Annotated in this window: 27 protein-coding genes, 1 tRNA gene and 2 pseudogenes; 18 read left to right on the top strand and 12 right to left on the bottom strand. The window is 72.2% G+C overall.

What is annotated here, in order from left to right:
• Window positions 1-83 precede the first annotated feature (83 nt).
• Window positions 84-809: an SLATT domain-containing protein gene (locus ACIRO3_RS28695; protein WP_361770207.1), complete on the bottom strand. Its 726-nt coding sequence runs from the start codon at window positions 807-809 to the stop codon at window positions 84-86.
• Between the two features lie 255 nt (window positions 810-1064).
• Between ACIRO3_RS28695 and ACIRO3_RS28690 the strand changes: the two genes are divergently transcribed.
• The 7 genes from ACIRO3_RS28690 to ACIRO3_RS28660 all read left to right on the top strand — a co-directional run bounded on the left by ACIRO3_RS28690 (window position 1065) and on the right by ACIRO3_RS28660 (window position 7252).
• Window positions 1065-1409 carry a YbaB/EbfC family nucleoid-associated protein gene (locus ACIRO3_RS28690; protein WP_361770204.1) on the top strand — a complete coding sequence of 115 codons (345 nt, stop codon included), beginning with the start codon at window positions 1065-1067 and terminating at the stop codon, window positions 1407-1409.
• Window positions 1410-1505: 96 nt separating this feature from the next.
• Window positions 1506-2105, top strand: coding sequence for a recombination mediator RecR (gene recR / locus ACIRO3_RS28685; RefSeq protein ID WP_404141591.1), 600 nt, complete (start codon window positions 1506-1508; stop codon window positions 2103-2105).
• Window positions 2098-2784 carry a DUF5063 domain-containing protein gene (locus ACIRO3_RS28680; protein WP_404141589.1) on the top strand — a complete coding sequence of 229 codons (687 nt, stop codon included), beginning with the start codon at window positions 2098-2100 and terminating at the stop codon, window positions 2782-2784. Before recR ends, ACIRO3_RS28680 begins: the two co-directional genes overlap by 8 nt.
• Window positions 2785-2876: 92 nt before the next feature.
• On the top strand, window positions 2877-4151 hold the full coding sequence (locus tag ACIRO3_RS28675) for an aspartate kinase (RefSeq protein WP_361770198.1): 1275 nt from the start codon (window positions 2877-2879) through the stop codon (window positions 4149-4151).
• On the top strand, window positions 4148-5224 hold the full coding sequence (locus ACIRO3_RS28670; RefSeq protein WP_361770195.1) for an aspartate-semialdehyde dehydrogenase: 1077 nt from the start codon (window positions 4148-4150) through the stop codon (window positions 5222-5224). Before ACIRO3_RS28675 ends, ACIRO3_RS28670 begins: the two co-directional genes overlap by 4 nt.
• Window positions 5225-5444: 220 nt before the next feature.
• Window positions 5445-6158 carry a SigE family RNA polymerase sigma factor gene (locus ACIRO3_RS28665; RefSeq protein WP_404141638.1) on the top strand — a complete coding sequence of 238 codons (714 nt, stop codon included), beginning with the start codon at window positions 5445-5447 and terminating at the stop codon, window positions 6156-6158.
• Window positions 6155-7252 (top strand): hypothetical protein, encoded by a 1098-nt coding sequence (locus ACIRO3_RS28660; RefSeq protein WP_404141586.1) that lies wholly within the window; start codon window positions 6155-6157, stop codon window positions 7250-7252. The genes ACIRO3_RS28665 and ACIRO3_RS28660 overlap by 4 nt, the downstream gene beginning before the upstream one ends.
• Here the strand turns inward: ACIRO3_RS28660 and ACIRO3_RS28655 are convergent.
• Together ACIRO3_RS28655 and ACIRO3_RS28650 are read right to left on the bottom strand one after the other, a co-directional pair.
• Window positions 7224-8036, bottom strand: a complete 813-nt coding sequence (locus ACIRO3_RS28655; RefSeq protein ID WP_366147708.1) for an SURF1 family protein — start codon at window positions 8034-8036, stop codon at window positions 7224-7226. The two genes, ACIRO3_RS28660 and ACIRO3_RS28655, sit on opposite strands and share 29 nt — an antisense overlap.
• A gap of 42 nt (window positions 8037-8078) precedes the next feature.
• On the bottom strand, window positions 8079-9890 hold the full coding sequence (locus ACIRO3_RS28650) for a prolyl oligopeptidase family serine peptidase (RefSeq protein WP_404141584.1): 1812 nt from the start codon (window positions 9888-9890) through the stop codon (window positions 8079-8081).
• A 100-nt stretch (window positions 9891-9990) separates the two neighbouring features.
• Here ACIRO3_RS28650 and ACIRO3_RS28645 point away from each other — a divergent pair, with 100 nt between their 5' ends.
• Both ACIRO3_RS28645 and codA read left to right on the top strand, forming a co-directional pair.
• Window positions 9991-10191, top strand: a complete 201-nt coding sequence (locus tag ACIRO3_RS28645) for a hypothetical protein (protein ID WP_365998317.1) — start codon at window positions 9991-9993, stop codon at window positions 10189-10191.
• Between the two features lie 302 nt (window positions 10192-10493).
• On the top strand, window positions 10494-12416 hold the full coding sequence (gene codA / locus ACIRO3_RS28640; RefSeq protein ID WP_404141582.1) for a cytosine deaminase: 1923 nt from the start codon (window positions 10494-10496) through the stop codon (window positions 12414-12416).
• 35 nt (window positions 12417-12451) lie between these two features.
• Here codA and ACIRO3_RS28635 read toward each other — a convergent pair whose 3' ends face one another.
• Window positions 12452-13099: a TetR/AcrR family transcriptional regulator gene (locus ACIRO3_RS28635; protein ID WP_404141580.1), complete on the bottom strand. Its 648-nt coding sequence runs from the start codon at window positions 13097-13099 to the stop codon at window positions 12452-12454.
• 117 nt (window positions 13100-13216) lie between these two features.
• Here ACIRO3_RS28635 and ACIRO3_RS28630 point away from each other — a divergent pair, with 117 nt between their 5' ends.
• Complete coding sequence (locus tag ACIRO3_RS28630) at window positions 13217-13744, top strand: DUF5956 family protein (RefSeq protein WP_404141578.1); 528 nt, start codon at window positions 13217-13219, stop codon at window positions 13742-13744.
• Between the two features lie 74 nt (window positions 13745-13818).
• On the opposite strand, the gene ACIRO3_RS28625 is transcribed toward ACIRO3_RS28630, so the two are convergent.
• From ACIRO3_RS28625 to ACIRO3_RS28605, 5 genes and pseudogenes are all read right to left on the bottom strand, one after another.
• Window positions 13819-13974 (bottom strand): hypothetical protein, encoded by a 156-nt coding sequence (locus ACIRO3_RS28625; protein ID WP_404141576.1) that lies wholly within the window; start codon window positions 13972-13974, stop codon window positions 13819-13821.
• 59 nt (window positions 13975-14033) lie between these two features.
• Window positions 14034-15140: a sulfite oxidase gene (locus ACIRO3_RS28620; protein WP_404141575.1), complete on the bottom strand. Its 1107-nt coding sequence runs from the start codon at window positions 15138-15140 to the stop codon at window positions 14034-14036.
• A 114-nt stretch (window positions 15141-15254) separates the two neighbouring features.
• A tRNA-Pro gene (locus ACIRO3_RS28615) sits at window positions 15255-15328 on the bottom strand.
• 37 nt (window positions 15329-15365) lie between these two features.
• A pseudogene (locus ACIRO3_RS28610) lies at window positions 15366-15638 on the bottom strand (Pr6Pr family membrane protein); the annotation flags it as partial.
• Between the two features lie 66 nt (window positions 15639-15704).
• Window positions 15705-16643, bottom strand: coding sequence for a metallophosphoesterase (locus ACIRO3_RS28605; RefSeq protein ID WP_365998309.1), 939 nt, complete (start codon window positions 16641-16643; stop codon window positions 15705-15707).
• Between the two features lie 80 nt (window positions 16644-16723).
• Between ACIRO3_RS28605 and ACIRO3_RS28600 the strand changes: the two genes are divergently transcribed.
• The gene (locus tag ACIRO3_RS28600) at window positions 16724-17185 is read left to right on the top strand and encodes a GatB/YqeY domain-containing protein (protein ID WP_361770159.1); all 462 of its coding nucleotides are present in this window, start codon (window positions 16724-16726) and stop codon (window positions 17183-17185) included.
• A gap of 81 nt (window positions 17186-17266) precedes the next feature.
• Here ACIRO3_RS28600 and ACIRO3_RS28595 read toward each other — a convergent pair whose 3' ends face one another.
• Window positions 17267-19582, bottom strand: coding sequence for a transglycosylase domain-containing protein (locus ACIRO3_RS28595; protein WP_361770156.1), 2316 nt, complete (start codon window positions 19580-19582; stop codon window positions 17267-17269).
• Window positions 19583-19968: 386 nt separating this feature from the next.
• On the opposite strand from ACIRO3_RS28595, the gene ACIRO3_RS28590 reads away from it, so the two are divergent.
• Window positions 19969-20319, top strand: a complete 351-nt coding sequence (locus ACIRO3_RS28590) for a WhiB family transcriptional regulator (RefSeq protein WP_030299276.1) — start codon at window positions 19969-19971, stop codon at window positions 20317-20319.
• Between the two features lie 55 nt (window positions 20320-20374).
• Here the strand turns inward: ACIRO3_RS28590 and ACIRO3_RS28585 are convergent, their stop codons facing one another.
• On the bottom strand, window positions 20375-21853 hold the full coding sequence (locus tag ACIRO3_RS28585; RefSeq protein ID WP_404141572.1) for an ArsA family ATPase: 1479 nt from the start codon (window positions 21851-21853) through the stop codon (window positions 20375-20377).
• Between the two features lie 8 nt (window positions 21854-21861).
• Window positions 21862-22848 (bottom strand): ArsA-related P-loop ATPase, encoded by a 987-nt coding sequence (locus tag ACIRO3_RS28580; RefSeq protein WP_361770150.1) that lies wholly within the window; start codon window positions 22846-22848, stop codon window positions 21862-21864.
• Between the two features lie 315 nt (window positions 22849-23163).
• Between ACIRO3_RS28580 and ACIRO3_RS28575 the strand changes: the two are divergent.
• The 6 genes and pseudogenes from ACIRO3_RS28575 to ACIRO3_RS28550 form a co-directional block, all read left to right on the top strand.
• Window positions 23164-23991 (top strand): annotated as a pseudogene (locus ACIRO3_RS28575) (transposase); the annotation flags it as partial.
• 166 nt (window positions 23992-24157) lie between these two features.
• On the top strand, window positions 24158-24322 hold the full coding sequence (locus ACIRO3_RS28570) for a DUF4177 domain-containing protein (RefSeq protein WP_107089134.1): 165 nt from the start codon (window positions 24158-24160) through the stop codon (window positions 24320-24322).
• Entirely contained in the window at window positions 24319-24792 is a 474-nt protein-coding gene (locus ACIRO3_RS28565) for a RidA family protein (RefSeq protein WP_361770146.1), read from the top strand. Before ACIRO3_RS28570 ends, ACIRO3_RS28565 begins: the two co-directional genes overlap by 4 nt.
• 108 nt (window positions 24793-24900) lie before the next feature.
• On the top strand, window positions 24901-25827 hold the full coding sequence (locus tag ACIRO3_RS28560; protein ID WP_404141569.1) for an NUDIX hydrolase: 927 nt from the start codon (window positions 24901-24903) through the stop codon (window positions 25825-25827).
• Entirely contained in the window at window positions 25824-26669 is an 846-nt protein-coding gene (locus ACIRO3_RS28555; RefSeq protein WP_365998305.1) for an MBL fold metallo-hydrolase, read from the top strand. The genes ACIRO3_RS28560 and ACIRO3_RS28555 overlap by 4 nt, the downstream gene beginning before the upstream one ends.
• A complete protein-coding gene (locus tag ACIRO3_RS28550) occupies window positions 26666-26962 on the top strand; it encodes a hypothetical protein (RefSeq protein WP_404141568.1) in 297 nt (98 codons plus the stop codon). The genes ACIRO3_RS28555 and ACIRO3_RS28550 overlap by 4 nt, the downstream gene beginning before the upstream one ends.
• Window positions 26963-26994 lie beyond the last annotated feature (32 nt).

Below are 26994 nucleotides of genomic sequence, written 5' to 3'. Positions count from 1 at the left end.
ACGACCGACGACCGACGACCGACGACCGACGACCGACGACCGGCCGCCGACTGAACAGTCCCGTCCGCCTGGGCGGCCCCTCCTCAGCGGGGCTGCTCCGGCGGCCGTTGGCGGGGCATGTTCGGCCGGGTGCCCGGCGGGAGCGGGAACCGGGTGGCCGGGATGCCCGGGTCGGGGCGGGCCGGGGACGTGGTCAGGGACTGCATCACCAGCGGCGCCGGGCCGGCCCGGAACTCGACCATCCAGTCCGCCGTCTCCGAGCGGACCAGATCCGTGACGTCCTCGGAGAAGCGCCGCAGCACCGTCAGGCACCGCTCCGCCGCCTCGCTCGCCGTGCCCTCGGTGGGGCCCAGCACCTCCCGCACGTTCTCCGAGGCCCAGTCGAACTGCAGCGCCTGCAGTCGCCGCTGCACGGCCTGGGCCGTGGCGACGTCCCGCATCCACCCCGACGTCAGCCCGAAGAACCGGTCGCAGGCCAGGCACGCGGCCGCCAACAGCAGGCACAGGTACCCGTACGAGGCCGCGCCCGGCGCCGAGCCCGTCAGCTCCAGCAGCGGCATCGCGGCCCCCGTCACGGCTCCCGCGGCGGCGCCCACCCGCAGCGCCCGGGCGCCCCGTCGCTTCCACGCCCGGTCGGCCAGATACCACTCGGCGGTGCGCAGCGCGTCGGCCTCGACCCGTCGGTAGAGCTCGTCGAGCCGCTCGGCGGGCTCGCCCCAGTCCCCGAGAGGGAACGGTCGCCCGGTCAGGTCGCCGTCCTCTGCGGGATCCCGGGGTGGCCCCTCGGGCTGCATCTCCGGCTGACTCACCGGGCACTCCCTCTGCCTGCGCTGACGTGTCGTGGTGCGCGTGTGCGCAATGGTGCGCATGCTCTTCCTACCTTCGAATGACACGCGATGGACGACGAATCCCGGCTTTTCCGCTCGCAAGGAGGTCTCCATCAGGTACGCGCGCCCCCGGTCTCTCACTCGAAAGAGTTGGTCCTCACGGCGTAGGGCGCGCCGCGCGGGGAGCACGTAGGCTCGGATTGACCAAGCGTTCCCAAGGTATGGAGTGAGTGCCCTGTGATTTCCGGTGGTGGCCAGCCCGACATGCAGCAGCTGCTCCAGCAGGCCCAGAAGATGCAGCAGGACCTCGCCGCGGCCCAGGAGGCGCTGGCCGGGGCCGAGGTCGAGGGACAGGCGGGCGGCGGCCTGGTGAAGGCCACCGTCAACGGCTCCGGTGAGCTGCGCGCGCTCGTCATCGACCCCAAGGCCGTGGACCCCTCGGACACCGAGACCCTCGCCGACCTGGTCGTCGCGGCGGTCCAGGCGGCCAACGAGAACGCCCAGGCGCTCCAGCAGGAGAAGCTGGGACCCCTGACCGCGGGCCTGGGCGGCGGCAGCGGCATTCCGGGCCTTCCGTTCTAGACACCTCCGGCCCGCGCGGCCGGACCGCGCAACCCCACAGGGGCCGCGGTAACCCCCAAGGGGCCGTGAAACCCCACAGCGAAAGAAGGCAGTCCGTTGTACGAAGGCGTGGTCCAGGACCTGATCGACGAACTGGGCAGGCTGCCCGGCGTCGGGCCCAAGAGCGCGCAGCGGATCGCCTTCCACATCCTGCAGGCGGAGCCCACCGACGTCCGTCGCCTCGCGCACGCGCTGCTCGAAGTGAAGGACAAGGTCCGCTTCTGCGCGGTGTGCGGGAACGTGGCGCAGGAGGAGCTGTGCGGGATCTGCCGTGACCCCCGCCGCGACACGACGGTCATCTGTGTCGTGGAGGAGCCGAAGGACGTCGTCGCGGTCGAGCGGACCCGCGAGTTCCGGGGCAAGTACCACGTCCTCGGCGGGGCGATCAGCCCGATCGAGGGCGTCGGCCCGGACGACCTGCGGATCCGCGAGCTGCTGACGCGCCTGGCGGACGGCACGGTGACCGAGCTGATCCTGGCCACGGACCCGAACCTGGAGGGCGAGGCGACCGCCACCTACCTCGCCCGCATGATCAAGCCCATGGGCCTGAAGGTCACCCGCCTGGCCAGCGGGCTCCCCGTCGGGGGAGATCTGGAGTACGCGGACGAGGTCACGCTGGGGCGGGCCTTTGAAGGAAGGCGACTTCTCGATGTCTGACGCAACGCTGCACGCCCTGGGCCAGGACCCGGACGACTTCGCCGTCCAGATCGCGGACCAGATCGAGTCCTTCATCGTCGCGGTCACCGAGGTGGCCAAGGGCGAGGACCCGGACAGCGCCGTGCCCTTCCTCCTCCTGGAGGTCTCGCAGCTGCTGCTGGCGGGCGGCCGGCTGGGCGCGTACCAGGACGTCCTGCCCGACGAGCGCTACGAGCCGGACCTCGGACCCGAGCCGGACGTGGACGACCTGCGCGAGCGGTTCGCGTACATGCTGGACCCGGTCGACGTGTACTCCGAGGTCTTCGACCCGTACGAGCCGCGCAAGGCCCCGGTCGCGCACCGGATCTCCGACGACCTGGCGGACGTGGTCGCCGACCTGCGGCACGGACTGGCGCACTACCGGGCGGGCCGGACGACCGAGGCGCTGTGGTGGTGGCAGTTCTCGTACTTCTCCAACTGGGGCTCGACGGCCTCGGCGACCCTGCGCGCGTTGCAGTCGCTGGTGGCGCACGTGCGGCTGGACCAGCCGCTGGAGGAGCTCGACGGTCTGGACACCGACGAGGACCTCACCGAGGAGGATCTCGCGGAGCAGGCCGGGCGCGTGATGGTCGAGGAAATCGCAGGTCCGCTGGGTCTGGGCGGCAAGCGGGCCCGTGGTGCGAGTGAACCCATCCTTTGATCGTTTAGTCTCATGATGTGGTACGAAGCGGTCGGATCGCGGCCGCTCGTTAGACTGCACCAGCAATGAGACGGACTGAGCGAGGAGCGCACGTGGGCCTTGTCGTGCAGAAGTACGGAGGTTCCTCCGTAGCGGATGCCGAAGGCATCAAGCGTGTCGCCAAGCGAATCGTGGATGCCAAGAAGAACGGCCACCAGGTGGTCGTCGTGGTATCCGCGATGGGCGACACGACGGACGAGCTGATCGATCTCGCCGAGCAGGTGTCCCCGATGCCTGCCGGCCGCGAATTCGACATGCTGCTGACCGCCGGAGAGCGGATCTCCATGGCCCTGCTGGCCATGGCGATCAAGAACCTGGGCCATGAGGCCCAGTCGTTCACGGGCAGCCAGGCAGGTGTCATCACCGACTCGGTGCACAACAAAGCGCGCATCATCGATGTCACGCCGGGCCGTATCCGCACCGCGCTGGACGAGGGCAACATCGCCATCGTCGCCGGTTTCCAGGGCGTGTCGGCGGACAGCAAGGACATCACCACCCTCGGACGGGGCGGCTCGGACACGACCGCCGTGGCGCTCGCCGCGGCCCTCGACGCCGAGGTCTGCGAGATCTACACCGATGTCGACGGCGTCTTCACCGCGGACCCCCGCGTCGTGAAGAAGGCCAGGAAGATCGACTGGATCTCCTCCGAGGACATGCTGGAGCTGGCGGCCTCCGGGTCCAAGGTGCTGCTGCACCGCTGCGTCGAGTACGCACGCCGCTACGACATCCCGATCCACGTCCGTTCGTCCTTCTCCGGACTGCCGGGCACCTGGGTCAGCAACGAGAATCCGCAAGGGGACGAGCCGGTGGAGCACGCCATCATCTCCGGAGTCGCTCACGACGTCTCCGAAGCCAAGATCACGGTCGTAGGCGTTCCGGACAAGCCGGGCGAGGCCGCGGCGATCTTCCGCGCCATCGCGGACGCCGAGATCAACATCGACATGATCGTGCAGAACGTGTCCGCCGCCTCCACGGGTCTGACGGACATCTCCTTCACCCTCCCCAAGGCCGAGGGCCACAAGGCCATCGAAGCCCTGGAGAAGGCGAAGGGCGCGATCGGCTTCGAGTCCCTGCGCTACGACGACCAGATCGGCAAGATCTCCCTGGTCGGCGCGGGCATGAAGACCAACCCGGGCGTCACCGCCTCGTTCTTCCAGGCCCTGTCCGACGCGGGCGTGAACATCGAGCTGATCTCCACCTCGGAGATCCGCATCTCGGTCGTCACCCGCCAGGACGACGTCAACGAGGCCGTCCGCGCCGTGCACACGGCCTTCGGCCTCGACTCCGACAGCGACGAGGCCGTCGTCTACGGAGGCACCGGACGATGACGCCGACCCGGTCGACCCCGGCACCGGCACTCGCCGTGGTCGGGGCGACCGGAGCGGTCGGTTCGGTCCTGCTCGGGATCCTGTCCCAGCGGGCCGACATCTGGGGCGACATCCGCCTGATCGCCTCCGCACGCTCGGCCGGCCGTGTGCTGACCGTGCGCGGGGAGGAGATCGAGGTGCTCGCCCTCACCGAGGACGCCTTCGACGGCCTCGGGCCCGGTGACGTGGTGATCTTCCTTACCCCGGGCGAGGTCTCGGCGCGCTGGGCGCCCGTCGTCACCACGCGCGGCGCGGTGGCCGTGGACCAGTCGCCCGCCTTCCGGGACGACCCCGAGGTGCCGCTGGTGGTGCCCGAGGTGAACGGCCACGCCGTACGGATGCGGCCGCGCGGCATCGTGGCCGGCCCGGACTGCGTGACCGCCTCGATGATCGCCGCGGTGGGCGCGCTGCACGCCGAGTACGGGCTGGCCGACCTGGTCGTGTCCTCGTACCAGGCCGCGAGCGCGGCGGGCCGGGGCGGCGCCGAGACGCTGCGGCGCCAGGTGTCGCTGGTGGCGGGGACCTCCCTGGGGGAGAAGCCCGGGGACGTGCGCCGCGCCGTGGGCGAGGACACCGGTCCCTTCGCGGCCCCGCTCGCCCTGAACGTGGTGCCCTGGTCCGGTGGGCTGCGCGAGGACGGCTGGTCCTCGCACGAACTGGCCGTACGGGCGGAGACCCGGCGGATCCTCGACCTGGCGGAGCTGCCGATCGCGGTGACCTGCGTACAGGTTCCGGTGGTGACCGGGCACTCCCTGTCGGTGCGGGCCCGGTTCGAGCGCGAGGTGGACGCCGCGCACGCGCGGGAGATCCTGGAGGCGGCGCCCGGAGTGGTCCTGGTGGACGAGCCCGCCGCGGGGGAGTTCCCCACACCCGTGGACGCGGCCGGCACGGATCCGGCCTGGGTGGGACGGGTACGGGCCTCGCTCGACGACCGGCGGGCCCTGGAGTTCTTCGTCTGTGCGGACAATCTCCGCAAGGGCGCGGCCCTGAATGCGACGCAGATCTCGGAACTGATCGCGGGTGAATTTGCGTAATTCGCTTTGTAGGATCGGTGTCGATCCCTTGATCAAGGTGATGGCCCGACTGCCGCCTGGATAAATGGGGCAACCGGGAAGAGCGGGTACGCATGAGCGCAATGGGGATATTGCCGGAAACTCTGGCTCGCGCGTACAACCCTGACGGGGGGACGCGTGTCCAACAGGCGTGGCAGAGGCATTGCTCGATTTCACCGTCATACCGGTGCGCACCGGGACCATTCCCCCGCGCCGGAGATCGAACGCGCCCGGCGGCCTTCCTGTGATCGTGCCCGTCCCGCCGACGAGCGCGGCGACGTCCACGCCGTCCGTCGTACCGACCCTGGGCGGCCGCGTGCCCTCACCCCGGGATAGCGCCGGCGCCCCGGGGACCAACGCCGCCGACGACACGGCGCGCAAGGCCGCGGTGGCCGCGGACACCGAGAAGGTCGTCGTGGCCGGCACCACGGTGGACCACCTCACCGAGACCTACCAGGCCCACTACCGCTCCCTCCTGGGCCTGGCCGCCCTCCTCCTCGACGACACCGCCTCCTGCGAGGACGTGGTCCAAGAGGCCTTCATCCGCGTCCACTCGGCCCGCAACCGGGTCCGGGACCGCGACAAGACCCTGGCCTACCTGCGCCAGACCGTCGTCAACCTCTCGCGTTCCGCGCTGCGCCGCCGCATCCTCGGACTGAAGCTGCTGACCAAGCCGATGCCGGACATGGCCAGCGCGGAAGAGGGCGCCTACGACCAACTGGAACGGGACGACCTCATCAAGTCCATGCGGGGACTCCAACGACGCCAGCGCGAGGTGCTCGTGCTGCGCTACTTCGCGGACATGACGGAGGTTCAGGTCGCGGAGACGCTCGGCATATCGCTCGGCTCGGTGAAGGCGTACGGATCGCGGGGCATTGCCGCGCTGCGGGTGGCGATGGAGGCTGCGCAGTCATGATGGACGACCGGAAGAACGACGCCGAGGGAACCGACGAGCAGGCCCTGCGAAGCCTGCTGAGCGGAGCCGTCCAAGGCCTGGAGCCGTCCGAGGGAGCGCTGGAGCGACTGCGGTACGCCGTCCCCGCGCGCCGGGCCCGCAAGCGGCAGGTCCTCGTCTGCGCCGTGGCGGCGGCCGTACTGGCCGGGGCGGGCGTCCCGGCCGCCCTGCAACTGAGCGGCGGGCAGGGCTCCGCCACGGACCACTCCGCCATGGCCGGCCACGGGCAGCAGCAGGACGGCGACAGCGGAGGCACCTCCGACCCGCACCAGAACGGCTCGGGCAACTCCGCCGCACAACCCACCTTCCTCCCGGGGACGGGCCAGAGCGCCGGCGGCACGCCGTCCCCGCAGCCGAGCGGCTCCCCCTCCGACAGGGTCGTGGCGGGCCCGTCGGGCACGGCCTCCGCCGGCGCTGCGAGCGGTTCGGACGTCACCCCGCGGCCCCCGCTGGGAGCGGCCGGCGCGGTGCCGGGGTGCTCCGCCGACCAACTGGGTGTGCTGGGCAGCGCCGGCGCCCCCCGGGCCGACGGCAAGGTGTACGGCAGTTTCAAGGTCACCAACGTCTCCGGCCGGGGCTGTACGGTCACCGGCCCGGACACCGTCACCGCCGCCTCCGCGGCCAGGTCGGACCCGGCCGCGCCCGGCTCCGGGGTCACCGTGCTCAGCCACACCGCCGGGGACCCGGCGAGCGGACTGCTGCCCGATCCGGCCGTCGAGTCCGCCTCGGTGGTCCTCGAACCGAACGCCGCCTACGAGGTGCGGTTCGCCTGGGTGCCCTCGGCGCAGTCCTGTCCGGCGACCTCCGCCGGACCGACGGGCAAGCCCCCGGCGGGCGGTTCGGGCGAGCCCCCGGCCGGTACCCAGGGCGCCGGCGCCGACGGGGCGGCGGCGTCGGACCCGGCGAACGGGGGCGCCGGCGCGGACCCTGCCGGCGTGGCCGTGTCCCACACGCCCGAGGCGGGGGCGCCGATCACGCAGACGACGATCCCCGACGCCTGCGGCGGGACGCTCTACCGGACGGGCGCTATCGCGCTGGGGGCGTCGACGCAGTAGCGGCGGGGGCGGGCCGCGCGGCGACCGGCTCCGCCGGCAGCAGACCCGCCTCCGTGTCGCGCAGGGTCTCCACCTCGCGCCGGTAGAGCCGGAACCACATGAAGAGCACGAAGGCGGCGAAGACGAACCACTCGCCGGTGTACCCGAGGTTCTGGAAGGCCTTGAGGTCCAGGCCGGTGTTGGTCGGCGCCTTCGCGGGCACCGCGACCATCCCGTCCGACGGGGTCTGCACCGTCAGCCAGGCGTCGTACAGCGGCTCCTGCACCATGTTGACCAGCGTCGCGGCCCCGATCACCCCGAGCTGCCCGGCCGGCAGACCGCCCTGCGCGTACACGCCCTTGGTCCCGGAGTTCTCCGAGGCCTGGAGCGCCCCGGTCACCTCCACCCGCCCGCTCGGCGCGGCCGGCGCCTTCGCCGGGTCGGCGGGGCCCGGCAGCCAGCCCCGGACCACCGGGACGGCCTTGCCGGAGTCGGTCTTCAGCAGGGTCAGGACGTAGAAGCCGGACTTCCCGTCGAGCTGCCGTTGCGGTACGAGCAACTGCTCCCCGTACACACCGGACGCCGAAGCCGGCCGCCCGGAGGTCTCGGTGTCCACCGGGAGCAGCGAGTCAAGCGGCGCCGCCGCCCGGTCGGCGGGGCGTGCGGTCGTCGCCTCCCGATGGGTGTCGACGCGGTCCTCGAACCGGCCGAGCTGCCAGGTCCCCATGAACAGGCAGAAGGGGACGCCGAGCGCGACGAAGACGTTGATCCCCCACCAGCGCGGGGTCAGGAGAAACCGGTGCACCCCACCACGGTACGGGGGGTGCACCGGTCATCGGCTGCCGGGTCAGGCCGGAAGGTGCTTCAGCGCGAACTCCAGGTCCATCCGCACCTGCTTGATCCGCTCCTCCACGACCAGCGAACCGTGCCCGGCGTCGTACCGGTACACCTCGTGCACCGCCCCGCGCGCCGCGAGGCGGTCCACGTAGTTCTCGATCTGCCGGATCGGGCAGCGCGGGTCGTTGAGGCCCGCCGCGATGTGCACGGGCGCCTTCACCGAGTCCACGTACGTCAGCGGGGAGGACGCCTCGAAACGGTCCGGGACCTCCTCCGGCGTGCCGCCGAAGAGGGTGCGGTCCAGGGACTTCAACGCCTCCATCTCGTCGTGGTACGCCGTCACGTAGTCCGCGACCGGCACCGCCGCCAGCCCCACGGCCCAGGCGTCCGGCTGGGTCCCGAGGCCCAGCAGCGTCAGGTACCCGCCCCACGAGCCACCGGACAGCACCAGCCGCGCCGGGTCCGCGAGAGCGGACTCCACGGCCCACTCCCGGACCGCCGCGATGTCCTCCAGCTCGATCAGACCGACCCGGTGCTTGAGGGCGTCGGTCCACTCGCGCCCGTAGCCCGTCGAACCGCGGTAGTTGACCCGGACCACCGCGAAGCCGTGGTCGAGCCAGGCCGCCGGGGTCGCCAGGAAGGAGTCGCTGTCGTGGTGGGTCGGGCCGCCGTGGATCTCGAAGATCGTCGGGAAGGGGCCGTCACCGCGGCCCGTCGGCCGCTGCGCCAGCGCGTGGATCCGGCCGCCCGGACCCTCCACCCACACGTCCTCCACCGGCACTGAGCCCGGCGGCCGGAAGCCGGGCGGGTCCAGCACCACGCCGCCCGCCGTGGACCGCACGGCCGCCGGCTCGGCCGCCGAGGACCACTGGTACTCCACCGACCCGTCCGGGCGGGCCGTCGCCCCGGACACCGAGCCCGTGGGAGTCTCCACCTCGACGAGGGACCGCGTGGTCAGGTCGTAGCGCCACAGCTCGCTGCGCGCCTCGAAGTCGTGCGAGACCAGCAGGGCCGAACCGTCCGGATACCACTCGGCGCCCACGTCGCCCGGCAGCTCGATCCCGAGTTCCGTCTCGGTGCCCGTGGCCACGTCCCAGATCATCGGCTCCCAGCGGCCGCGCCGCTGGTGGGCGACGAGCAGCCGGGTGTCGCCGGGGACCGGGGCGAAGCCGAGCACGCCCAGACCCAGTTCCACGGTGCCGTTCTCGGAGTCGTCGAGCTCCGCGACCGCCGCGCCGTCGAGGGTGACGACGCGCAGCGCCGAGTGCATCGCGTCGCCGTGCTCGGTGTGCTCGATGACCAGCAAGGTCCCGTCGCGGGACAGGTCGCCCACGCCGGCGGACTCGCGGTGCCGGTAGATCACGGCCGGCGCGCCGCCGTCGGGCCGTACGACGTGGACGGAGGTGCCCTCCTCGTCGGTGGACCGGCCCACGACCGCGGTGCCGTCCCGCCCGATGGCGAGTCCGGCGGAGTACGAGGGCTCCAGACCGGGCGTGGCGGGCGTGTCGGGGCCGCCCGCGAAGGGCTGGCGGACCCAGGTGCCGAACTCGTCACCGTCGGTGTCGGAGAACCACCAGATCCACTCGCCGTCGGGGGAGAGGGTGCCGTCGGTGGTGCCGTTGGGACGGTCCGTGGCCTGACGTTGCGCGCCGGTGGCGCGGTCCCAGGCGTACAGCTCGTAGGTCCCGGTCGCGTTGGAGACGAACAGGGAACGGTCCGGCGCGTCCTCGGCCCACTCGGGCAGCCCGACGCGCGGGGCCCGGAAGCGCTTCTCCCAGTCGGGCATGGCGGGCGTGTCTGCGAAGGCGTCTGCGTCAGTCATGCCCCCATGTAACCCGATCGGCGCTGCCGGATGGTCCCGGCGCCCGGAAGGCGGCAGCGTGGGCGGGGATCCCACCCGCCGTCCTCAAGGAGGAACGATCATGGCGAAGCAGCCCAAGGAGCAGTCCGACATGTCGGGCGACAGCGGCTCCTCGCGTTCGCGGATGTCGAAGAGCTCGGACCAGCAGAGCAAGGGCAGGATCGAGGACATCGCCGAGGCCCAGGCCCGGGCGATGGACGAGGACGCGCGCCGCGAGCGGGGAACGAGGCCCCCGTCGTCCGGATCGAAGCGCGGCGGCTGAGCCGCCACACGGGTGACGGGTCCCGGGGATGTGCAGTCGATCTCCGCGAAGACCCGGGGCATGCAGCAGAGGGCCCGGGCCGAGCGCGGTCGACCGGCCGCCGACCGGTCGACCGCTGACCGGCCGCGTCACCGGCCCGTCACGGCCGCCGCTCCACCGCCGTCACCCCGTCACCGGCCCGCGGTTTCCCCCCGGAAACCGCGGGCCGTCGGCGTCCGGTCCCGCCCCCACCCCGGTCCCGGTCCCGCCGGCCCGGTCCCGCCTCCGGTCCGCCCGGCCGCCCCCGGTCGTACGCTGACGCCATGCGGATGATCGTCCGGGGCGCCCGGCTGTTGACCGACCACCAGTCCGCCGCCGGCGACGGACTCAGCGACGTGGAGGTCGCGGAGGACGGCCGGATCGCCCGGGTCGTCCCGCACGACGACCAGAAGGAGCCACCCTCCACCGGCGTCCTGATCGAGGCGCACGGGGCCCTGCTCACCGCCCCCTTCGTCGAGCCGCACATCCACCTCGACACGGCCCTGACGGCCGGCGAGCCGCGCCCGAACGCCTCCGGCACCCTCTGGGAGGGCATCGCCTGCTGGAGCGAACGCAAACGGTCCCTGACCCGCGAGGACGTCATCGCCCGCGCCACCGAGGTGCTGCGCTGGCAGGCGGCCCAGGGCGTGCTGCACGTACGGACCCACTGCGACACCACCGACCCGGAGCTCACCGCGCTCGACGCGCTGCTGGAGGTCCGGGACCGGGTACGGGACGTCATGACCCTGCAGATCGTCGCCTTCCCGCAGGAGGGCATCGTCTCCTTCCCGGACGGTGAGGCCCTGCTGCGCGAGGCGGTACGGCGCGGCGCGGACGTGGTCGGCGCGATCCCGCACTTCGAGGACACCCGCGAGGACGGGGTGGCCTCCCTCGGCATCGCCTTCGCGCTCGCCGAGGAACGGGGCCTGCGCGTCGACGCGCACTGCGACGAGATCGACGACGAGCAGTCCCGCTTCGTGGAGGTGCTGGCCACGCTCGCGCTGCGCTCGGGGCTGCGCGAACGCGCGACGGCCTCCCACACGACGGCCATGGGTTCCTACGGCGGCGCTTACAGCTTCAAACTCCAACGGCTCCTGTCGCGCGCCGGGATCAACCTCGTCTCCAACCCGTTCGCCAACCTCAACCTCCAGGGCCGCTTCGACGCCTATCCCAAGCGGCGCGGCCTCACCCAGGTCAAGGAGATGCTGGCGGCCGGGGTGAACGTGGCCTTCGGACACGACGACGTGATGGACCCCTGGAACGCCCTGGGCACCGGCAATCCGCTCCAGACCGCGCTCGTCGGCGTGTACGCCGCCCAACTCACCGGCGCCGACGAGATCCCCCACGCCTTCGCGATGGTGACGGAACGCGCCGCGCGGGTGCTCGGCCTGTCCGCGACCGAGTACGGCATCACCCCGGGCGCCCCGGCCTCCTTCGTCCTGCTGCCGGCCGAGTCGCCCACCGAGGCGATCCGCCGGCAGGTCCGACCCCGGTACGTCGTCTCGCGCGGCACCGTCCTCGCCGAGAACCCGCCCGCCTGCTGTCCTGGCCCGGCGAACCGGTCCCGTCGGAAGTGGACTTCAGGCGACCGTGAATCGCCGCCTACCCTGACGCCCATGACGACATGGAGACTTGACGGCACCTCGGCCCGAGCCGCCCTGGAGATCGCTTCCGAATACGCGGACCCGGCACTGCTGAACCACTCCGTGCGCTCGTACGCCTTCGGGGCCCACTACGCGCGCCAACACGACCTGACCTACGACGCCGAGCTGTTCTACGTCGCCGCGGTCCTGCACGACCTCGGCCTGACCGCCCCGTTCGACAGCCACACCCTGCCCTTCGAGGAGGCCGGCGGCCATGTCGCCCGCGTCCTGACGGCGGGCCTGGGCTGGCCGCCGGCCCGCCGCGCCCGCGTGGAGGAAGTGATCGTCCTGCACATGAGGGACGACGTCACGGCCGCCGAGGACGTGGAGAGCCACCTGCTCCAGGTGGGCACCAGCGCGGACGTGTCGGGGCTGGGGGTGTCCGACTTCCCCGCCGCGTTCACCGCGGAGCTCCTCGTCGCGTACCCGAGGCTCGGCTTCGGCGAGGCCTTCTGCGCCCTGGTCGAGGAACAGGCCGTCCGCAAGCCGGACTGCGCCGCGGCGGCCTGGGTGGCGAGCGGCGCGAGGGCACGCGTCGCGGCCAACCCGCTCGACGCGGGCTAGTGCTGTGACCGGATCCAAAGGACAGGCCCCAGGTCTCAGATCCCCCGCTCCAACATCGTGATCACGTCCTGGCCCGCGTCGTGCGCCTGTTCCGGGGTGACCCCGCGCAGCGGACCGTCGATCACCAGCGTCGCCAGTCCGTGCACCGCCGACCAGGCGAGGAACTCCGCGCCCGGGCGCCGTTCGGCCGGCAGCGCGCCGACCTCCACGAGTCCGTCCAGGGCGGCGCCGAGCAACTCGAAGGGGGTGAGGCCGCCCTCGCCGGCGGCCGTGGTGTCGGCGGCGTGGACCATGTCGGCCGGTACGTGGAACGCCGTCCGGAACCAGCCCGGCTCGGTGACCGCGAAGCGGATGTACCCCGTCCCCACGGCCCGGAAGCGCGCCCGCGCCCGCGCCGCGGGTTCCCCGGCGGGCGGGGCGGCCTCGAACTCGGCCTCCATCGCCCGCGCCACGTGCGCCATGGCGGCCTGCGAGACCGCGTGCACCAGAGCCCCCCGGTGGGTGAAGTGCCGGTACGCGGCGTTGGGCGAGACCCCGGCCCGCCGGGTGACCTCGCGCAGCGAGACCGCGTCGGGCCCGCCCTCACGGGCCAGTTCCAGGGCCGCGTCGAGCAGGGCGCCACGGAGGTTGCCGTGGCGGTAGGTGGTGCGCCCCCGCGGGGGTTCGGCGGTCGGTGCCGGCATGGGATCGTCGATTCCAAAGATGTGGACAGCGTCTACTTGTGGCCCAGCCTACGCCCGAAGCCGCCGCCGCCGCTCAGGGTCACGCACATTCGCCACCCCGTCGGATAGCGTGCCCGCATGTCCTGGGACGAGACCGGATCACCCCACCCGCTCGCCGCGCGCCGCACCGGACGCAGCGAACAGGAACCGGACCGGCTGCCCGAGGTCAGGGAACTGGAGGTGCTCGGCTGGGAGCCCGCACCCGAGAGCGCCACGTGGGTGTTCCTCCCCTACGTCTGGCCCGCGCGGGCCCGCACCTGGATCCCGGACCGCGGCACCCACTGGGCCGTGGAGAGCGAACTGGACGGCCACGGCCACATCACGCGCGTGCGGTGCGCCCCGCTCCCCGCCGAGGACCTGGACCTCCTCGACACCGAATCGGTGGCGGGCCTCGCCGCCCTCGGCCTGCCGCCCCGCCCCCGACACCGCCTGTGGCTGCTGCGTCCGGTCGGCCCCTTCGACACGGTCGACGCCGTCCTCGACCACCTGCTCCGGCTCGCCGAGGACCGCTCGGTCGACACTCGGACCCGGGAGTTCGTCACCCTGGTCCGCACGGAACTCGACGCCTACCCGGACCCGGACCCGGAACAGCCCCCCGCGCCCTGACAGCCTGCCCGTGCCCGGACATCTCCCCGCACGCGGACGCATCCCCCGCACCCGGGCCTACCACTGACTTCCCCTCAGGCCGGCAGCTTGTCCTTGGCCTTCTGGACCTCCTCCGGGCTGAGCGAACCGTCCGCCTTGAGCCTCGCCGGCCGCTCCAACTCGTCGACGTGCCGCGGGCCCCCCGACCCCCGCCGCCCCGAACTGCCCCGGATGATCAGGTAGACGAGCACCTCGGGCCCATGCTGTGCGCGGCCGGCCCGGCCCCCGTACCCGCTGGGGGCCGAACGGGTCACTCCCCGGGGGCGCACACCACCGCCACCCGCTGGACCGCGTTGTTGCCGAAGCCGCCCCGGTTCCACCTCTGTTCGAGCGGCTGCCGTCGCCCCTCGGCGTCCGTGGCCCGTACGACCAGGGTGTGCGCGCCCGCAGTCGCCTCCCACACCCCGTGCCAGGCCTGCCAGGCGCAGCGCCCACCGGCCGCCGCCACCTCGGCGTCGACCCAGGTCAGGCCCGCGTCGGCGCTGAACTCCACCCGCACCACCGGCCCGTACCCCGACCAGGCCCGGCCCGCCAGCGGCACCGGCCCGGGCCGCACGACACGGGTACGGGTCATGAAGTCGGGGAAGCCCGGCGGCGCCATCAGGGCGCGCGGCTCGATCAGGGTCACGGGCTCGCCGGCCTCGTCGGGGGACTGCCGGAACCGGTAGGCCACGGACTGCTGGAACCCGGTGAAGGGCACGTCGACCAGCGTGATGTCCGTCAACCACTTCACGTGGGCCATGCCGTACCAGCCGGGCACCACCAGCCGCAGCGGATACCCGTGCTGCGGCGGCAGCGGCAGCCCGTTCATCTCGTACGCGATCAGCACGTCCGCGTCGATCGGCAGCGGCAGACTCCGCCGGTAGTCCTGCTCCACCCCGCGCTCGAACCCGTGGTCGGCGCCCGTGAACACCGCCTCGACCGCGTCCGGCTCCACACCCGCCTCGGCGAGCAGCCCGCCCAGCGCCACCCCCGTCCAGTCGGCCGTCCCCACCGCCTCCACCAGCCAGGGCTGGCTCACCGGCCGCGGCGACAACCGCGCCCGCCCGTTCCCGGCACACTCCATGGTCACCCGCCGCGTGACGGCCGGCCGGGCCCGCAGCTCGGCCGCCCCCCACTCCACCGCGGTCCGCACCCGCCCACCGACCCGCAACCGCCACCCGTCCGCGTCGGCCGCGGGAATGTCGTAGTGCACCAGTACGTAGTGCAGCCCGGCCGGCGTCACCTCGTAACGCAGCGCCTCCAAGGGCAGACCGTGGTTGCGAGCGGCCAACGCCAACTCGTCCGCCCCGACCCCCTCCCCGACCGCGGCCACCCGACCCGGCCCACCGACACCCCCCGGGGACGCCCTCTCCATCCCTCCATGCTCCCCCGAAACCACCCCGCCGGCCTGCTCACCGAACGACGGCCCCAAACGCAGAAAGGGCCTGACCCGCGATGCGGATCAAGCCCTTGACCTGGTCTTACGAAGTCGGGGTGGCGGGATTTGAACCCACGACCTCTTCGTCCCGAACGAAGCGCGCTGCCAAGCTGCGCTACACCCCGATCGCCGCCTTGCAGACTTGCTGCCTGGCGACATCGATTACTTTAGCGGACCGTCGGCCGGAGACGAAATCCGGTTTTCGCGGGCCCGGCCCGGGCGGAGGTCCGGGCGGAAGCGGTCCGCCACCACCAGGGCGAGGCGGAGCGCGAAGAAGGCGACGCCCGGGATCAGGGCTTTCAGCGCGACCTGGCCGTAGCCGTACCGGGCCACATCGACGAAAGGGTACGGGTACCGGGCCGCGGCGCCCGGGGCCAGTACGGCGCCGCGGGCCGGCGCGAAGGTCACGTGGGCCAGGGGCCAGGCGAGCCATTGGACGGCGCGGCGAGGGCGATCAAGGCCCGCAACGCGCGGTGACGAGGACGGCGGGTGCGGGGCGGCTCACGCCTTGGGGGTGAGCGTCAACAGTGTGGCCTCGGGCGGGCAGGCGAAGCGCACGGGCGTGAACCGGTTGGTTCCGCAGCCCGCCGAGACGTGCAGGTACGCGCGGTTCCCGCCGGTCTCGTGCGTGGACAGGCCCTTCACCCGCTTCGCGTCGAGGTCGCAGTTGGTGACCAGCGCCCCGTAGAAGGGGATGCACAGCTGCCCGCCGTGGGTGTGGCCCGCCAGGATCAGCGGGTAGCCGTCGGCGGTGAAGGCCTCCAGCGTGCGCAGGTACGGGGCGTGCACCACGGCCATGGAGAAGTCCGCGCCGGACTCCGGCCCGCCCGCGACCCTCTCGTACCGGTCCCGCTTGATGTGCGGGTCGTCCAGTCCGGTGAAGGCGAGTTCCAGGCCGTCCAGCTTCAGTCGGGCCCGCGTGTTGGTGAGGTTCTGCCAGCCCGCCGCGTCGAAGGCGTCCCGCAGTTCCTCCCACGGGTTGTGGACGGCGCCGACGACCGGCTTGTTGCCGTTCAGCCCGTGCCGGCCCTGGGCTTTCTCGATCAGGTAGCGCGCGGGATTGCGCAGCCGCGGCCCGTAGTAGTCGTTCGACCCGAAGACGTACACGCCGGGGAACTCCATCAGCGGGCCGAGCGCGTCCAGCACCTCGGGAACGCCCTCCGTGTCGGAGAGGTTGTCACCGGTGTTGACGACGAAGTCGGGGCGCAGGCCCGCCAGGGACTGCAACCAGGCGCGCTTCTTGCGCTGCCCGCCGACCATGTGGATGTCCGACACCTGAAGGACGCGCAGTGGGCGCATCCCCCGGGGCAGGACGGGGACCGTCACCCGGCGCAGGCGGAACGACCGCGCCTCGAAGCCGGCGGCATAGGCCACACCAGCGGCCCCCACCGCCGCGATTCCGGCCGTGACCTTCAGGGGTACTCCGTAACGCGCACGCATGCCCCCATCGTCGCACCCTCGGCGGCTCCCGAGGAAAACCGGCGGGCGCCGACGCCCCCGCACCTGGCAGACTCATGTGCATGACCACGCTCAAGGCCAAGCTCCAGGAAGACCTCACCGCCGCCATCAGGGCGCGCGACGAACTCGCTTCGTCCACGCTGCGACTGACCCTCTCCGCCATCACCAACGCGGAGGTCGCGGGCAAGGAGGCACGTGTGCTCTCCGACGACGAGGTCCTCAAGGTGATCGCCAAGGAGGCGAAGAAGCGCCGCGAGGCCGCGGAGGCGTTCGCCGCCGGAGGCCGCGCCGAGTCGGCCGCGCGCGAGACGCTGGAGGGCGAGTTCCTCGACAAGTACCTGCCCAAGCAGCTCTCCGACGACGAGCTGACCGCGATCGTGTCGCAGGCGGTCGAGGAGGCGAAGGCGGCGGGCGCCGAGGGGCCGCGGGCCATGGGTGCGGTCATGAAGATCGTGAACCCGAAGGTCGCGGGTCTGGCGGAGGGCGGCCGCGTCGCCGCCGTCGTGAAGAAGCTCCTCTCCTAGTACGTACCAGGGATGAAAGGAGGAGGGCCCCCAGCCGGATCCGGCTGGGGGCCCTCCTCCTCCGCGTCACCGCGCGGGTGGTTACTCCGTGTCGCGTCCGCCGATCAGACCCGGGGGGAAGACGATCCCGCCGGGCCTGCCGCCGCCGTTGTCGCCGCCGGTGGCGCCGCCCGAGTTGCCGCCGGTGGCTCCGGCGGTCGTCTGTCCGCCGGGGCGACCGTCGCCGGGTTTGTTGTCACCGCCGGGCCGGTTCGGCTTGCCCGGCCGGTTCGGGTTCGGCGAGGTGGGCGGGTTCGGCTTGTTGCCGCGCGGGCCGCCGGTCGGGGACGCGTTGTCCGCGATGGTCACCGTGGAGAAGTTCAGCGACTCGCGGCCCGAGAGGGCGCCGGAGACCGCCTGCTTCCAGATCGGTCCGGGCAGCCCACCGCCGTAGACCTTGTCGTAGTACTCGCCGCCGATGGAGATGTTCTCCATCTGTACCTGCTTGGCCCCGCCCGATCCGACCCAGGTGGCCCCGGACATGTTGGGGGTGTAGCCGACGAACCAGGCGTTCCAGCGGTTCTCCGTGGTACCGGTCTTGCCCGCGCTCTGCCGGTCGGTCAGACCCGCCGCGGCACCGGTACCGCCGGTGTCGACCACGCCGAGCAGCAGCGTGTTGATGGTGTCGGCGGTCTTCTCCGACATCACCCGCTCGCACTTCGACTTCGGCACGGCCAGCGCCTTGCCGTGCGAGTCGGTGATCGACTCGATGGCGACCGAGGTGCAGTGGACGCCCCGGTTGGCGAAGGTCGCGTACGCGTTGGCCATGGTCAGCGGGGACATGCCCTCGGTGCCGAGCGCGATGGCGGGGACCTCGGGCAGCTTGGTGCCGTCGGCCGGCTTCACGCCGAGCTTGCCGGTCATCTCGGTGATCGGGCAGAGCCCGGCCTCGGAGATCATCTCCACGAAGTAGGTGTTGATCGACTTGGCCATCGCCTCCCGCATGCCGTACGGGCCGACCTCGGTCTCCGACTCGTTCTCCACCCTGGCCTTCTCGGTGTTGACCCAGGGCTTGTCGCCGCAGGTCTGCACCGGGCTCGGGTACTCCATCTCGTAGGGGGAGGCGTACGTCTTGGTCGGCGGGACGCCGCCCTCGATGGCCGCCGCCGCCACGAACGGCTTGAACGTCGAGCCGGTCGGGAAGCCGAAGTTGGAGCCGCCCAGCCGCTTGTCGACGGAGAAGTTGATCTGGGTCTCGTTCTTGCCGAAGCCGTAGGGCTTCGACTGGCCCATGCCGAGCACCCGGCCGGTGCCGGGCTGCACCAGCGTCACGGCCGTCGCGACCTTGTCCTCCTGGTCGACGTGGTCCTTGATCGACTCGTTGACCGAGTCCTGTGACTGCGGGTCCAGCGTCGTACGGACCGTCAGGCCGCCCTGGTTCCAGATCTTCGCCCGCTCCGCGCGCGTCTTGCCGAAGACCGGGTCGGTCAGGAAGCTGTTGCGGACGTAGTCACAGAAGAAGCCCGCGCCCTTGACGGCCGTGATGCAGCCGTTCTTCGGCCGGGTCACCTTCAGCGTGACGGGCTTCGCCTTCGCCTGGTCCGCCTCCGCCTGCGAGACGTCCTTCATGTCGGCCATCCGCTGGAGGACGACGTTGCGGCGCTTCATCGCCTCCTGCGAGTCGTTCACCGGGTCGAACCGGGTCGGCGACTGCACGACGCCCGCCAACAACGCGGACTGCTCCAGGGTGAGGTCCTTGGCCGGCTTGCTGAAGTACCGCTGGGCGGCCGACTCGATTCCGTAGGCCTGCTGCCCGAAGTACGTGATGTTCAGGTAGTTCTCGAGGATCTTCTTCTTGCCGAGTTCCTCTTCGACCTGGATCGCGTACTTCAGCTCGCGGATCTTGCGCCCGAGGCTCTTCTCCTGGGCCTCGCGCACCTTTGTCTCGTCGTCGCCCGCCTCCTCGACGAACACGTTCTTCACGTACTGCTGCGTGAGGGTGGAGGCGCCCTGTGCGGCGCCGCCCTCCTGCGCGTTGCGGTTGACCGCGCGCAGGATGCCCTTGAGGTCGACCGCGCCGTGTTCGTAGAAACGCGAGTCCTCGATCGCGACGATCGCCTTCTGCATGTACGGCGAGATGGCCGTCAGGGGAACCACCTGACGGTCGCGTGAATAGACGGTGGCGATCAGGCCACCCTCAGCGTCCAAAATCGTGGTGCGCTGACTCAACGGAGGTGTCTTGAGATTGGCCGGGATCTCATCGAAACCCTCGACCGTTCCTTTGGCCGCGAGACCCAGGGCGCCGGCGCCCGGGATCGCGATTCCGGCCAGTACGACTCCGGAGAGGACAGACACACCGAGGAACTTGGCGGCCTGCTGTGGCCCCGTGAGCCCGCCGCCCGAGCGCTTCTTTCCCATGGGGGGCAGCCTACGTTCTCATTCGCCGGACACGCGCGAATGCCTTGGCCTAAGCTGTCCCCAACTGTCACAGCAGTGCGGCACGACATCAACCCTTCGGCTTGAATTTCACCCTTCCCGAATGGGGTGGACAGATGTCCGAATCCCGCCGTTCGCTCTGATGGTCCGCCGCCGATTTCACCCGGATCGCCGGAATGGTCGGGCATGTCGTGCGATCACTCCGTCGGGTGATCTGCCGCTTACCCATAGTCCGTTCGGACCATTCAAGATTGGGCCCGACGGGGGTGTTGCACTGTGCCCGCCTTCCGTAACGTCCTCAACTGGCAGCGGTGAATATGCCGCTACCGCCGTGGGGGAGCCTCGATTCGGGAGAGGACGGCGCCGGGATGGGCTGGGTTACCGACTGGAGTGCGCAGGCAGCCTGCCGCACTACCGATCCGGATGAACTGTTCGTTCAAGGAGCGGCACAGAACAGGGCCAAGGCGGTGTGCACCGGATGTCCGGTGCGGACCGAGTGCCTGGCCGACGCGCTCGACAATCGTGTCGAGTTCGGAGTATGGGGCGGAATGACCGAGCGGGAACGTCGCGCACTGTTGCGCCGGCGCCCCACCGTCACCTCGTGGCGACGGCTGCTCGAAACCGCCCGTACGGAATACGAGCGCAGTACGGGCATCCTCACCGTGGATGTCGACGCGGAGATCGACGTTCCGTACGAGACGTACGCGGCTGCCGGGTAGATCACCCGGGCGGTCCCGCGTACGGACTCCCCCCGGGGAGTCGCGTACGAGACGCCTACGCTCCGGCCGGAACCCCGGTCGCGAGCCGCTCTCCGATGGCCCGCAGCCCGGCGAGGTCGTGTACATCGCCGGGCAGGGCGGCCACCTCGGCCACCGCCACCTCGGGGTGCAGCGAGGTGAAACGATCGTGCGTGCGTCGTTCGCGCGCGATCACCTGCATGCGTTCGGCGTGCAGTCGCAGCAGTCCTGCCGTGATCGCGTCCACGTCGGCACTGTCATCGTCTTCGGTGCCGTCATCGGCGTCGTCTTCGGCGTCGGGTGTGCCGGCGGTGTGCCGGTCCGTGCCGTCCTGGTGCGTCGTGGGTCGGTCCGTGCCGTGCTCGTCGGTCGGGTGCCGGTCCGTGCCGTGCTCGGTCGCGCCGGCGCTGGGGGAGCCGGTTTCGGGAGCCTCCGTGTCGGGGGCGGCGGCCTCCGCGGCCGCGTCACGAAGTCCAGCTTTCCCGGACTCCTGATCGACAATGCCACCGTCTTCAAGATTCTCTGCGGCGGCCAACGCCCGCTCCGCGGACAGCCGGTCGGCTCCGCTCACGTGCACCCGGTTCAGCACCAGGCCGGCCAGCGGCATGCGGTCCGCCGCCAGCCGCTCGACGAAGTACGCGGCCTCGCGCAGGGCGTCCGGTTCGGGCGCGGCGACCACGAGGAAGGCCGTACCGGGGGCCTGGAGCAGTCGGAAAGTGGCGTCCGCGCGGGTGCGGAAACCGCCGAACATCGTGTCCATCGCGGCCACGAAGGTCTGTACGTCCTTGAGGAGCGAGGCACCCATCAGCTTGCTCAGCGTGCCCGTCATCATCGACATGCCGACATTCAGGAACTTCATCCCGGCCCGGCCGCCGACCTTCGCCGGAGCCATCAGGACCCGGATGAACCTTCCGTCCAGGAAGGACCCCAGGCGTTTCGGCGCGTCCAGGAAGTCCAGTGCGGACCGGCTCGGCGGGGTGTCGACGACGATCAGGTCCCAGTCGTCCTTGGCCCGCAGCTGGCCCAGCTTCTCCATCGCCATGTACTCCTGCGTGCCGGCGAACCCGGCCGACAGGGACTGGTAGAAGGGGTTCGCCAGGATGGCCTGGGCCCGCTCGCCGTCCGCGTGCGCCTCGACGATCTCGTCGAAGGTCCGCTTCATGTCCAGCATCATGGCGTGCAGTTCGCCGCCGGCACCGTCCCCGCCGCCGTTCCCGTCCCCGCCGCCGTTACGGTCACCGCCGTCGTGGTCGCCGGCGCCCACGCCCTTGACGCGGCGCGGGGTGTTGTCGAGGGAGTCGATGCCCATCGACTGGGCCAGCCTGCGCGCGGGGTCGATGGTGAGCACGACGACCTTCCGGCCGCGCTCCGCCGCCCGGACGCCCAGCGCCGCGGCGGTGGTGGTCTTGCCGACCCCGCCCGCGCCGCAGCACACGATGATCCGGGTCTTCGGATCGTCCAGCAGCGCGTCGACCGCCAGCCGCGGCGGCGTGTTCATGCCCGTGCTCGCGCCCATGACCTCGCTCATTCGTCGCCCGCCTGCTTCCGCAGTTCCGTCGCCAGCTCGTAGAGCCCGGCCAGGTCCATTCCCCCGCCGAGCAGGGGCAGTTCGTACGTCGGCACGGGCAGCCCCGCCAACACGCCGCGCTGCTCGCGCTCCAGCTCCACCCGGCTCGCGTGCTCGGCGGCCTGCGTGAGCAGCGGGTCCACCAGCCGCTCGGCCAGTCCGCCGCGCCGCGCGCCGCCCAGCCCGGCCCGGGACAGTGCCTTCGCCACGTCGGCGCGGTGCTCGCCGGCCGCCGCGCGCAGGGTGTCCTCGTCCAGGTGGTGCGGCCGGACCATGTTCACGACGACCCGGCCGACCGGGAGGCCCGCCGCGACCAGTTCCGCGATCCCGTCCGCGGTCTCCTGGACGGGCATCTCCTCCAGGAGGGTGACCAGGTGGACCGCCGTGTCGGGCGACTTGAGCACCTTCATGACGGCCTGCGCCTGGTTGTGGATCGGCCCGAACCGGGCCAGCCCCGCCACCTCGTCGTTGACGTTCAGGAAGCGGGTGATGCGCCCGGTGGGCGGAGCGTCCATGATCACGTGGTCGTAGACGAACCTTCCGGCCTTGTCCTTACGCCGGACCGCCTCGCAGGCCTTGCCCGTCAGCAGGACGTCCCGCAGGCCCGGCGCGATGGTCGTCGCGAAGTCGATCGCGCCCAACTTCTTGAGCGCGCGGCCGGCCGAGCCGAGTTTGTAGAACATCTGGAGGTAGTCCAGCAGCGCGCGTTCGGCGTCGATGGCGAGCGCGTACACCTCGCCACCGCCCCTGCCGGGCGCGACCGCGATCTTCCGCTCCTCGTACGGGAGCGCCTCCGCGCCGAAGAGCTGCGCGATGCCTTGCCTGCCCTCGACCTCCACGAGAAGAGTCCGCCTGCCCTCGCGTGCGAGGGCGAGCGCGAGTGCCGCGGCGACCGTGGTCTTGCCGGTGCCGCCCTTGCCGCTGACCACCTGGAGCCTGCTCACAGCGTCCGAGCCTAATTCCTTCGGCCCGCGTCCGGGGGTGCCGGGTGGCCTCGTGGGCGCGTTCGCGCCGTGAGGTCCGTTACGGCCGGGCCGCGGGCATCGCAACGGAGCGGTCGTCCCGGGCGTCCTCCTGGACGTCACCACCACACACCTTGATCACTCGTTGGAGTGGTGGCGCGAGCCCGCCCCACGGTGGTCCCTCGATGCGCCCGAGCCCTCCGGGTTCCGTGCACCGACGTCCGGAGTGAGCGTGCCGCGCGGCCCGCACCTGCTCGTGACCAGCGCGAACACCTGCGATCCCGGGGAGGGAACACCTTGATCTACTGCGGAATCGACTGGGCGGACAAGACCCACGACGTCGCCCTCGTCGATGCCGGCGGCCGGCTCCTGGCCGCCCGCCGCATCACCGACGACGTGGCCGGTTACCAGCGCCTGCTGCATCTGCTCGCCGAGTACGGAGACACCCGGGACGCCCCGATCCCGGTCGCCATCGAGACCTCCCGGGGCCTGCTCGTCGCCGTGCTGCGGACCGGCGCGCGGCAGGTCTTCGCCCTCGACCCGACGGCCGCGGCCCGCCACCGCCACCGGCACGCGGTCGCCCGCGAGAAGTCCGACCACGGTGACGCCCTGGTGCTGGCGCACATCCTGCGCACCGACATGCCCGCCCTCCGGCCGCTGTCGACGGACTCCGACGCGGCCCGCGCCGTCGCCCTCCTCGCCCGCGCCCAGCAGGACGCCACCTGGCACCGCCAGCAGATCTCCCATCAGCTCCGGTCCCTGCTGCGCGAGTACTACCCCGCGGCCCTGGCCGCGGCCGCGCACGGCCCGAACGGAATCTTCCGGCCCGAGGCGCGCGAACTCCTCAAAGCCGCCCCGACCCCGACCAAGGCCGCCCGGCTGACCCGGACGCAGATCACCGCGGCCCTCAAGCGAGCCGGTCGCAGACGGGGGGTCGAAGCCGAGGTGGAGCGGCTCCGCGCGGTCTTCCGCGCCGAGTGGGCCCACCAGCCGCCGCCGGTCGAGGAGGCCCTCGGTCGGCAGACGCTCGCCCTCCTGCTCCAGCTGGCCGCGGCGTGCACCGCGGCCGACGAACTCGCCCAAGCCCTGGCCAAGGCCGTCGCCCAGCAGGCGGAGGCCCCGGTCGCCCCGCACGCCACTGTCGCCCCGCGCGCCCCTCACGCCCAGCACGCCCAGGACATTGACGACGGGGCGGCCGGTGCGGGCGGTGCGGGCGGTGCGAGTGGGCCCGTGACCGCGCGCGTTCCGGGGCGCGCGTGAGCCCCGCGCGACAGGCACTACGCTCGCTCCCATGACCAAGAAGTTCGAATACGCGACCGTCCCGCTGCTGGTCCACGCCACCAAGCAGATCCTGGACACCTGGGGCGAGGACGGCTGGGAGCTCGTCCAGGTCGTGCCCGGGCCGAACAACCCCGAGCAGCTCGTGGCCTACCTGAAGCGGGAGAAGTCGGCATGAGCGGGATCGTCGACGCGAGGCTGGCCGAGCTCGGCCTGATCCTGCCCGAGGTCGTTCCGCCGCTGGCCACGTACCAGCCGGCGGTCCGGTCGGGCGTGTACGTGTACACCGCGGGACAGCTCCCGATGGTCAAGGGCAGCCTGCCGGTCACCGGCAAGGTCGGCGCCGAGGTCTCGGCGGAGCAGGCCAAGGAACTGGCCGCCACGTGCGCGCTGAACGCCCTGGCCGCCGTCAAGTCGGTGGTCGGCGACCTCGACAAGATCGCGCGCGTCGTCAAGGTCGTCGGTTTCATCGCCTCGGCGCCGGACTTCACCGCCCAGCCGGGTGTGCTGAACGGTGCGAGCGAGCTGCTGGGCGCCGTCCTCGGCGACAAGGGCGTGCACGCCCGCAGCGCCGTCGGCGTGGCGGTCCTGCCGCTGGACGCCCCCGTCGAGATCGAGATCCAGGTCGAGCTCACCCCCGACGCCTGATCCCTCCGGGCTGGTGGGGCTCCGCGACGGAGCCCCACCAGCCGCGGACGGACCCCGGCGCGGGCGGCGGCTCTCGAACATCGGGCCGGATCCCCGTAGCATCCCGCCATGCCGAACGGTGAGCACGGACAGCAGACCACCCCCACCGGCCCCACCCCCGCCGGAGGCCAGTGGTACCCGCCCGAGTGGCCCGACCGCATCCGCGCGCTCGCGGACGGCGCCCTCACACCCGTGGCGCCCAAACGCGCGGCCACGGTCATGCTGCTGCGGGACACCGACGCCGGCCCCGCCGTGCACATGCTCCGCCGCCGCACCTCGATGGCCTTCGCGGGCGGCGCGTACGCCTACCCCGGGGGCGGGGTGGACCCGCGCGACGAGGACCACCTCGTCGGATGGGCCGGGCCGAGCCTCGCGGACTGGTCGGCGCGGCTGGGCACCGATCCCCGTACCGCCCAGGCGATCGTCTGCGGCGCGGTCCGCGAGACGTTCGAGGAGGCCGGTGTCCTGCTGGCCGGTGAGACCCCGGACAGCGTCGTCGGTGACACCACGGCCGACGACTGGGAGGCCGACCGGCTGGCCCTGGTGGCCCGCGAGTTGTCCTTCGCCGAGTTCCTCGACCGCCGGGGCCTGCTCCTGCGGTCCGACCTGCTCGGGGCGTGGGCCCGCTGGATCACCCCGGCGTTCGAGCCCCGGCGCTACGACACCTGGTTCTTCGTCGCCGCGCTCCCCGAGGGCCAGCGCACCCGCAACGCCTCGACCGAGGCCGACCGGACCGTCTGGATCCGGCCCGCCGACGCCGCCGCCGGCTACGACAAGGGCGAGCTGCTCATGATGCCGCCGACGATCTCCACCCTGCGCTCCCTGGAGCCGTACGACAGCCCCGCGCACGCCCTCGCGGCCGCCGCGGGTCAGGACCTGGCCCCGGTGCTCGCGCAGGCCACCCTGGAGAACGGCGAGCTGGTGCTCAGCTGGCCCGGCCACGACGAGTTCACCAAGCGCGTCCGACCCGGAAACCCCGGAGGAGCCACCGCATGACCGACGCCGCCGCACTGCCCGGCCGGCCCCGCGGGACGGTCGTCTCCGGCCCCGCCACCGCCCGGGCGGTCAACATCCTGGCCCCCAACCCGTCCGCGATGACCCTGGACGGCACCAACACCTGGCTCGTCTCCGAACCGGATTCCGACCTCGCCGTCGTCATCGACCCGGGCCCGCTGGACGAGGCGCACCTGAAGGCCGTCGTCGACGTCGCCGAGAGGGCCGGCAAGCGGGTCGCGCTGACCCTGCTCACCCACGGCCACCCCGACCACGCCGAGGGCGCGGGCCGGTTCGCGGAGCTGACCGGTACGAAGGTGCGGGCGCTCGACCCCGCGCTGCGCCTGGGCGACGAGGGGCTCACCGCCCGGGACGTGATCCGGGTCGGCGGCCTGGAGCTGCGCGTGGTCCCGACGCCGGGCCACACCTCGGACTCGCTCTGCTTCCACCTGCCCGCCGACCGGGCGGTCCTGACGGGCGACACCATCCTCGGCCGGGGCACGACCGTCGTCGCGCACCCCGACGGCCGGCTCGGCGACTACCTGGACTCCCTGCGCCGACTGCGCTCGCTCACGGTAGACGACGGGGTCCACACGGTGCTTCCCGGCCACGGTCCGGTGCTGGACGACGCGCAGGGCGCGGTGGAGTTCTACCTGGCGCACCGGGCGCACCGCCTGGCGCAGGTCGAGACGGCCGTGGAGAACGGTTTCCGCACGCCGGAGGCGGTCGTGGCCCGGGTCTACGCGGACGTGGACCGGTCCCTGTGGCCGGCTGCGGAATGGTCCGTTAGAGCGCAGTTGGAGTACCTTCAAGATCACGGACTGATCTCTGGGGGATCCGAATGAACACGCTGTACCTGCTGCTCGCCCTGATCGTCGCGGCCGGGTGGATCACCTCGACCGTCACGCTGCGGATGAAGGCCCTGGAGCGCCGGGCGGACGGGCTCGAACGCCGCCTGGGCCTGGTCCTGGACCACTTCGGGATCGAGGAGCCGGAGCCGGCCGGGCTGGACGAGGTACGGGCCCTGGCGCGCGCCGGCCGCCAGGTCGAGGCGATCCGCGTCCACCGGCGGGTCACCGGCTCCGGCCTGCTGGAGGCCAAGCAGGCGGTCGAGGCCCTCACCGCCCAGCCGGCCTGACGCGCACCGCCGAGCCCGCCCGACCTTTCACC

Source organism: Streptomyces sp. NPDC102278 (genome assembly GCF_044766345.1).
Classification (GTDB): domain Bacteria; phylum Actinomycetota; class Actinomycetes; order Streptomycetales; family Streptomycetaceae; genus Streptomyces.
Note: the sequence above shows the minus strand (reverse complement) of the source record. Positions and strands in the feature narration are given on the sequence as shown.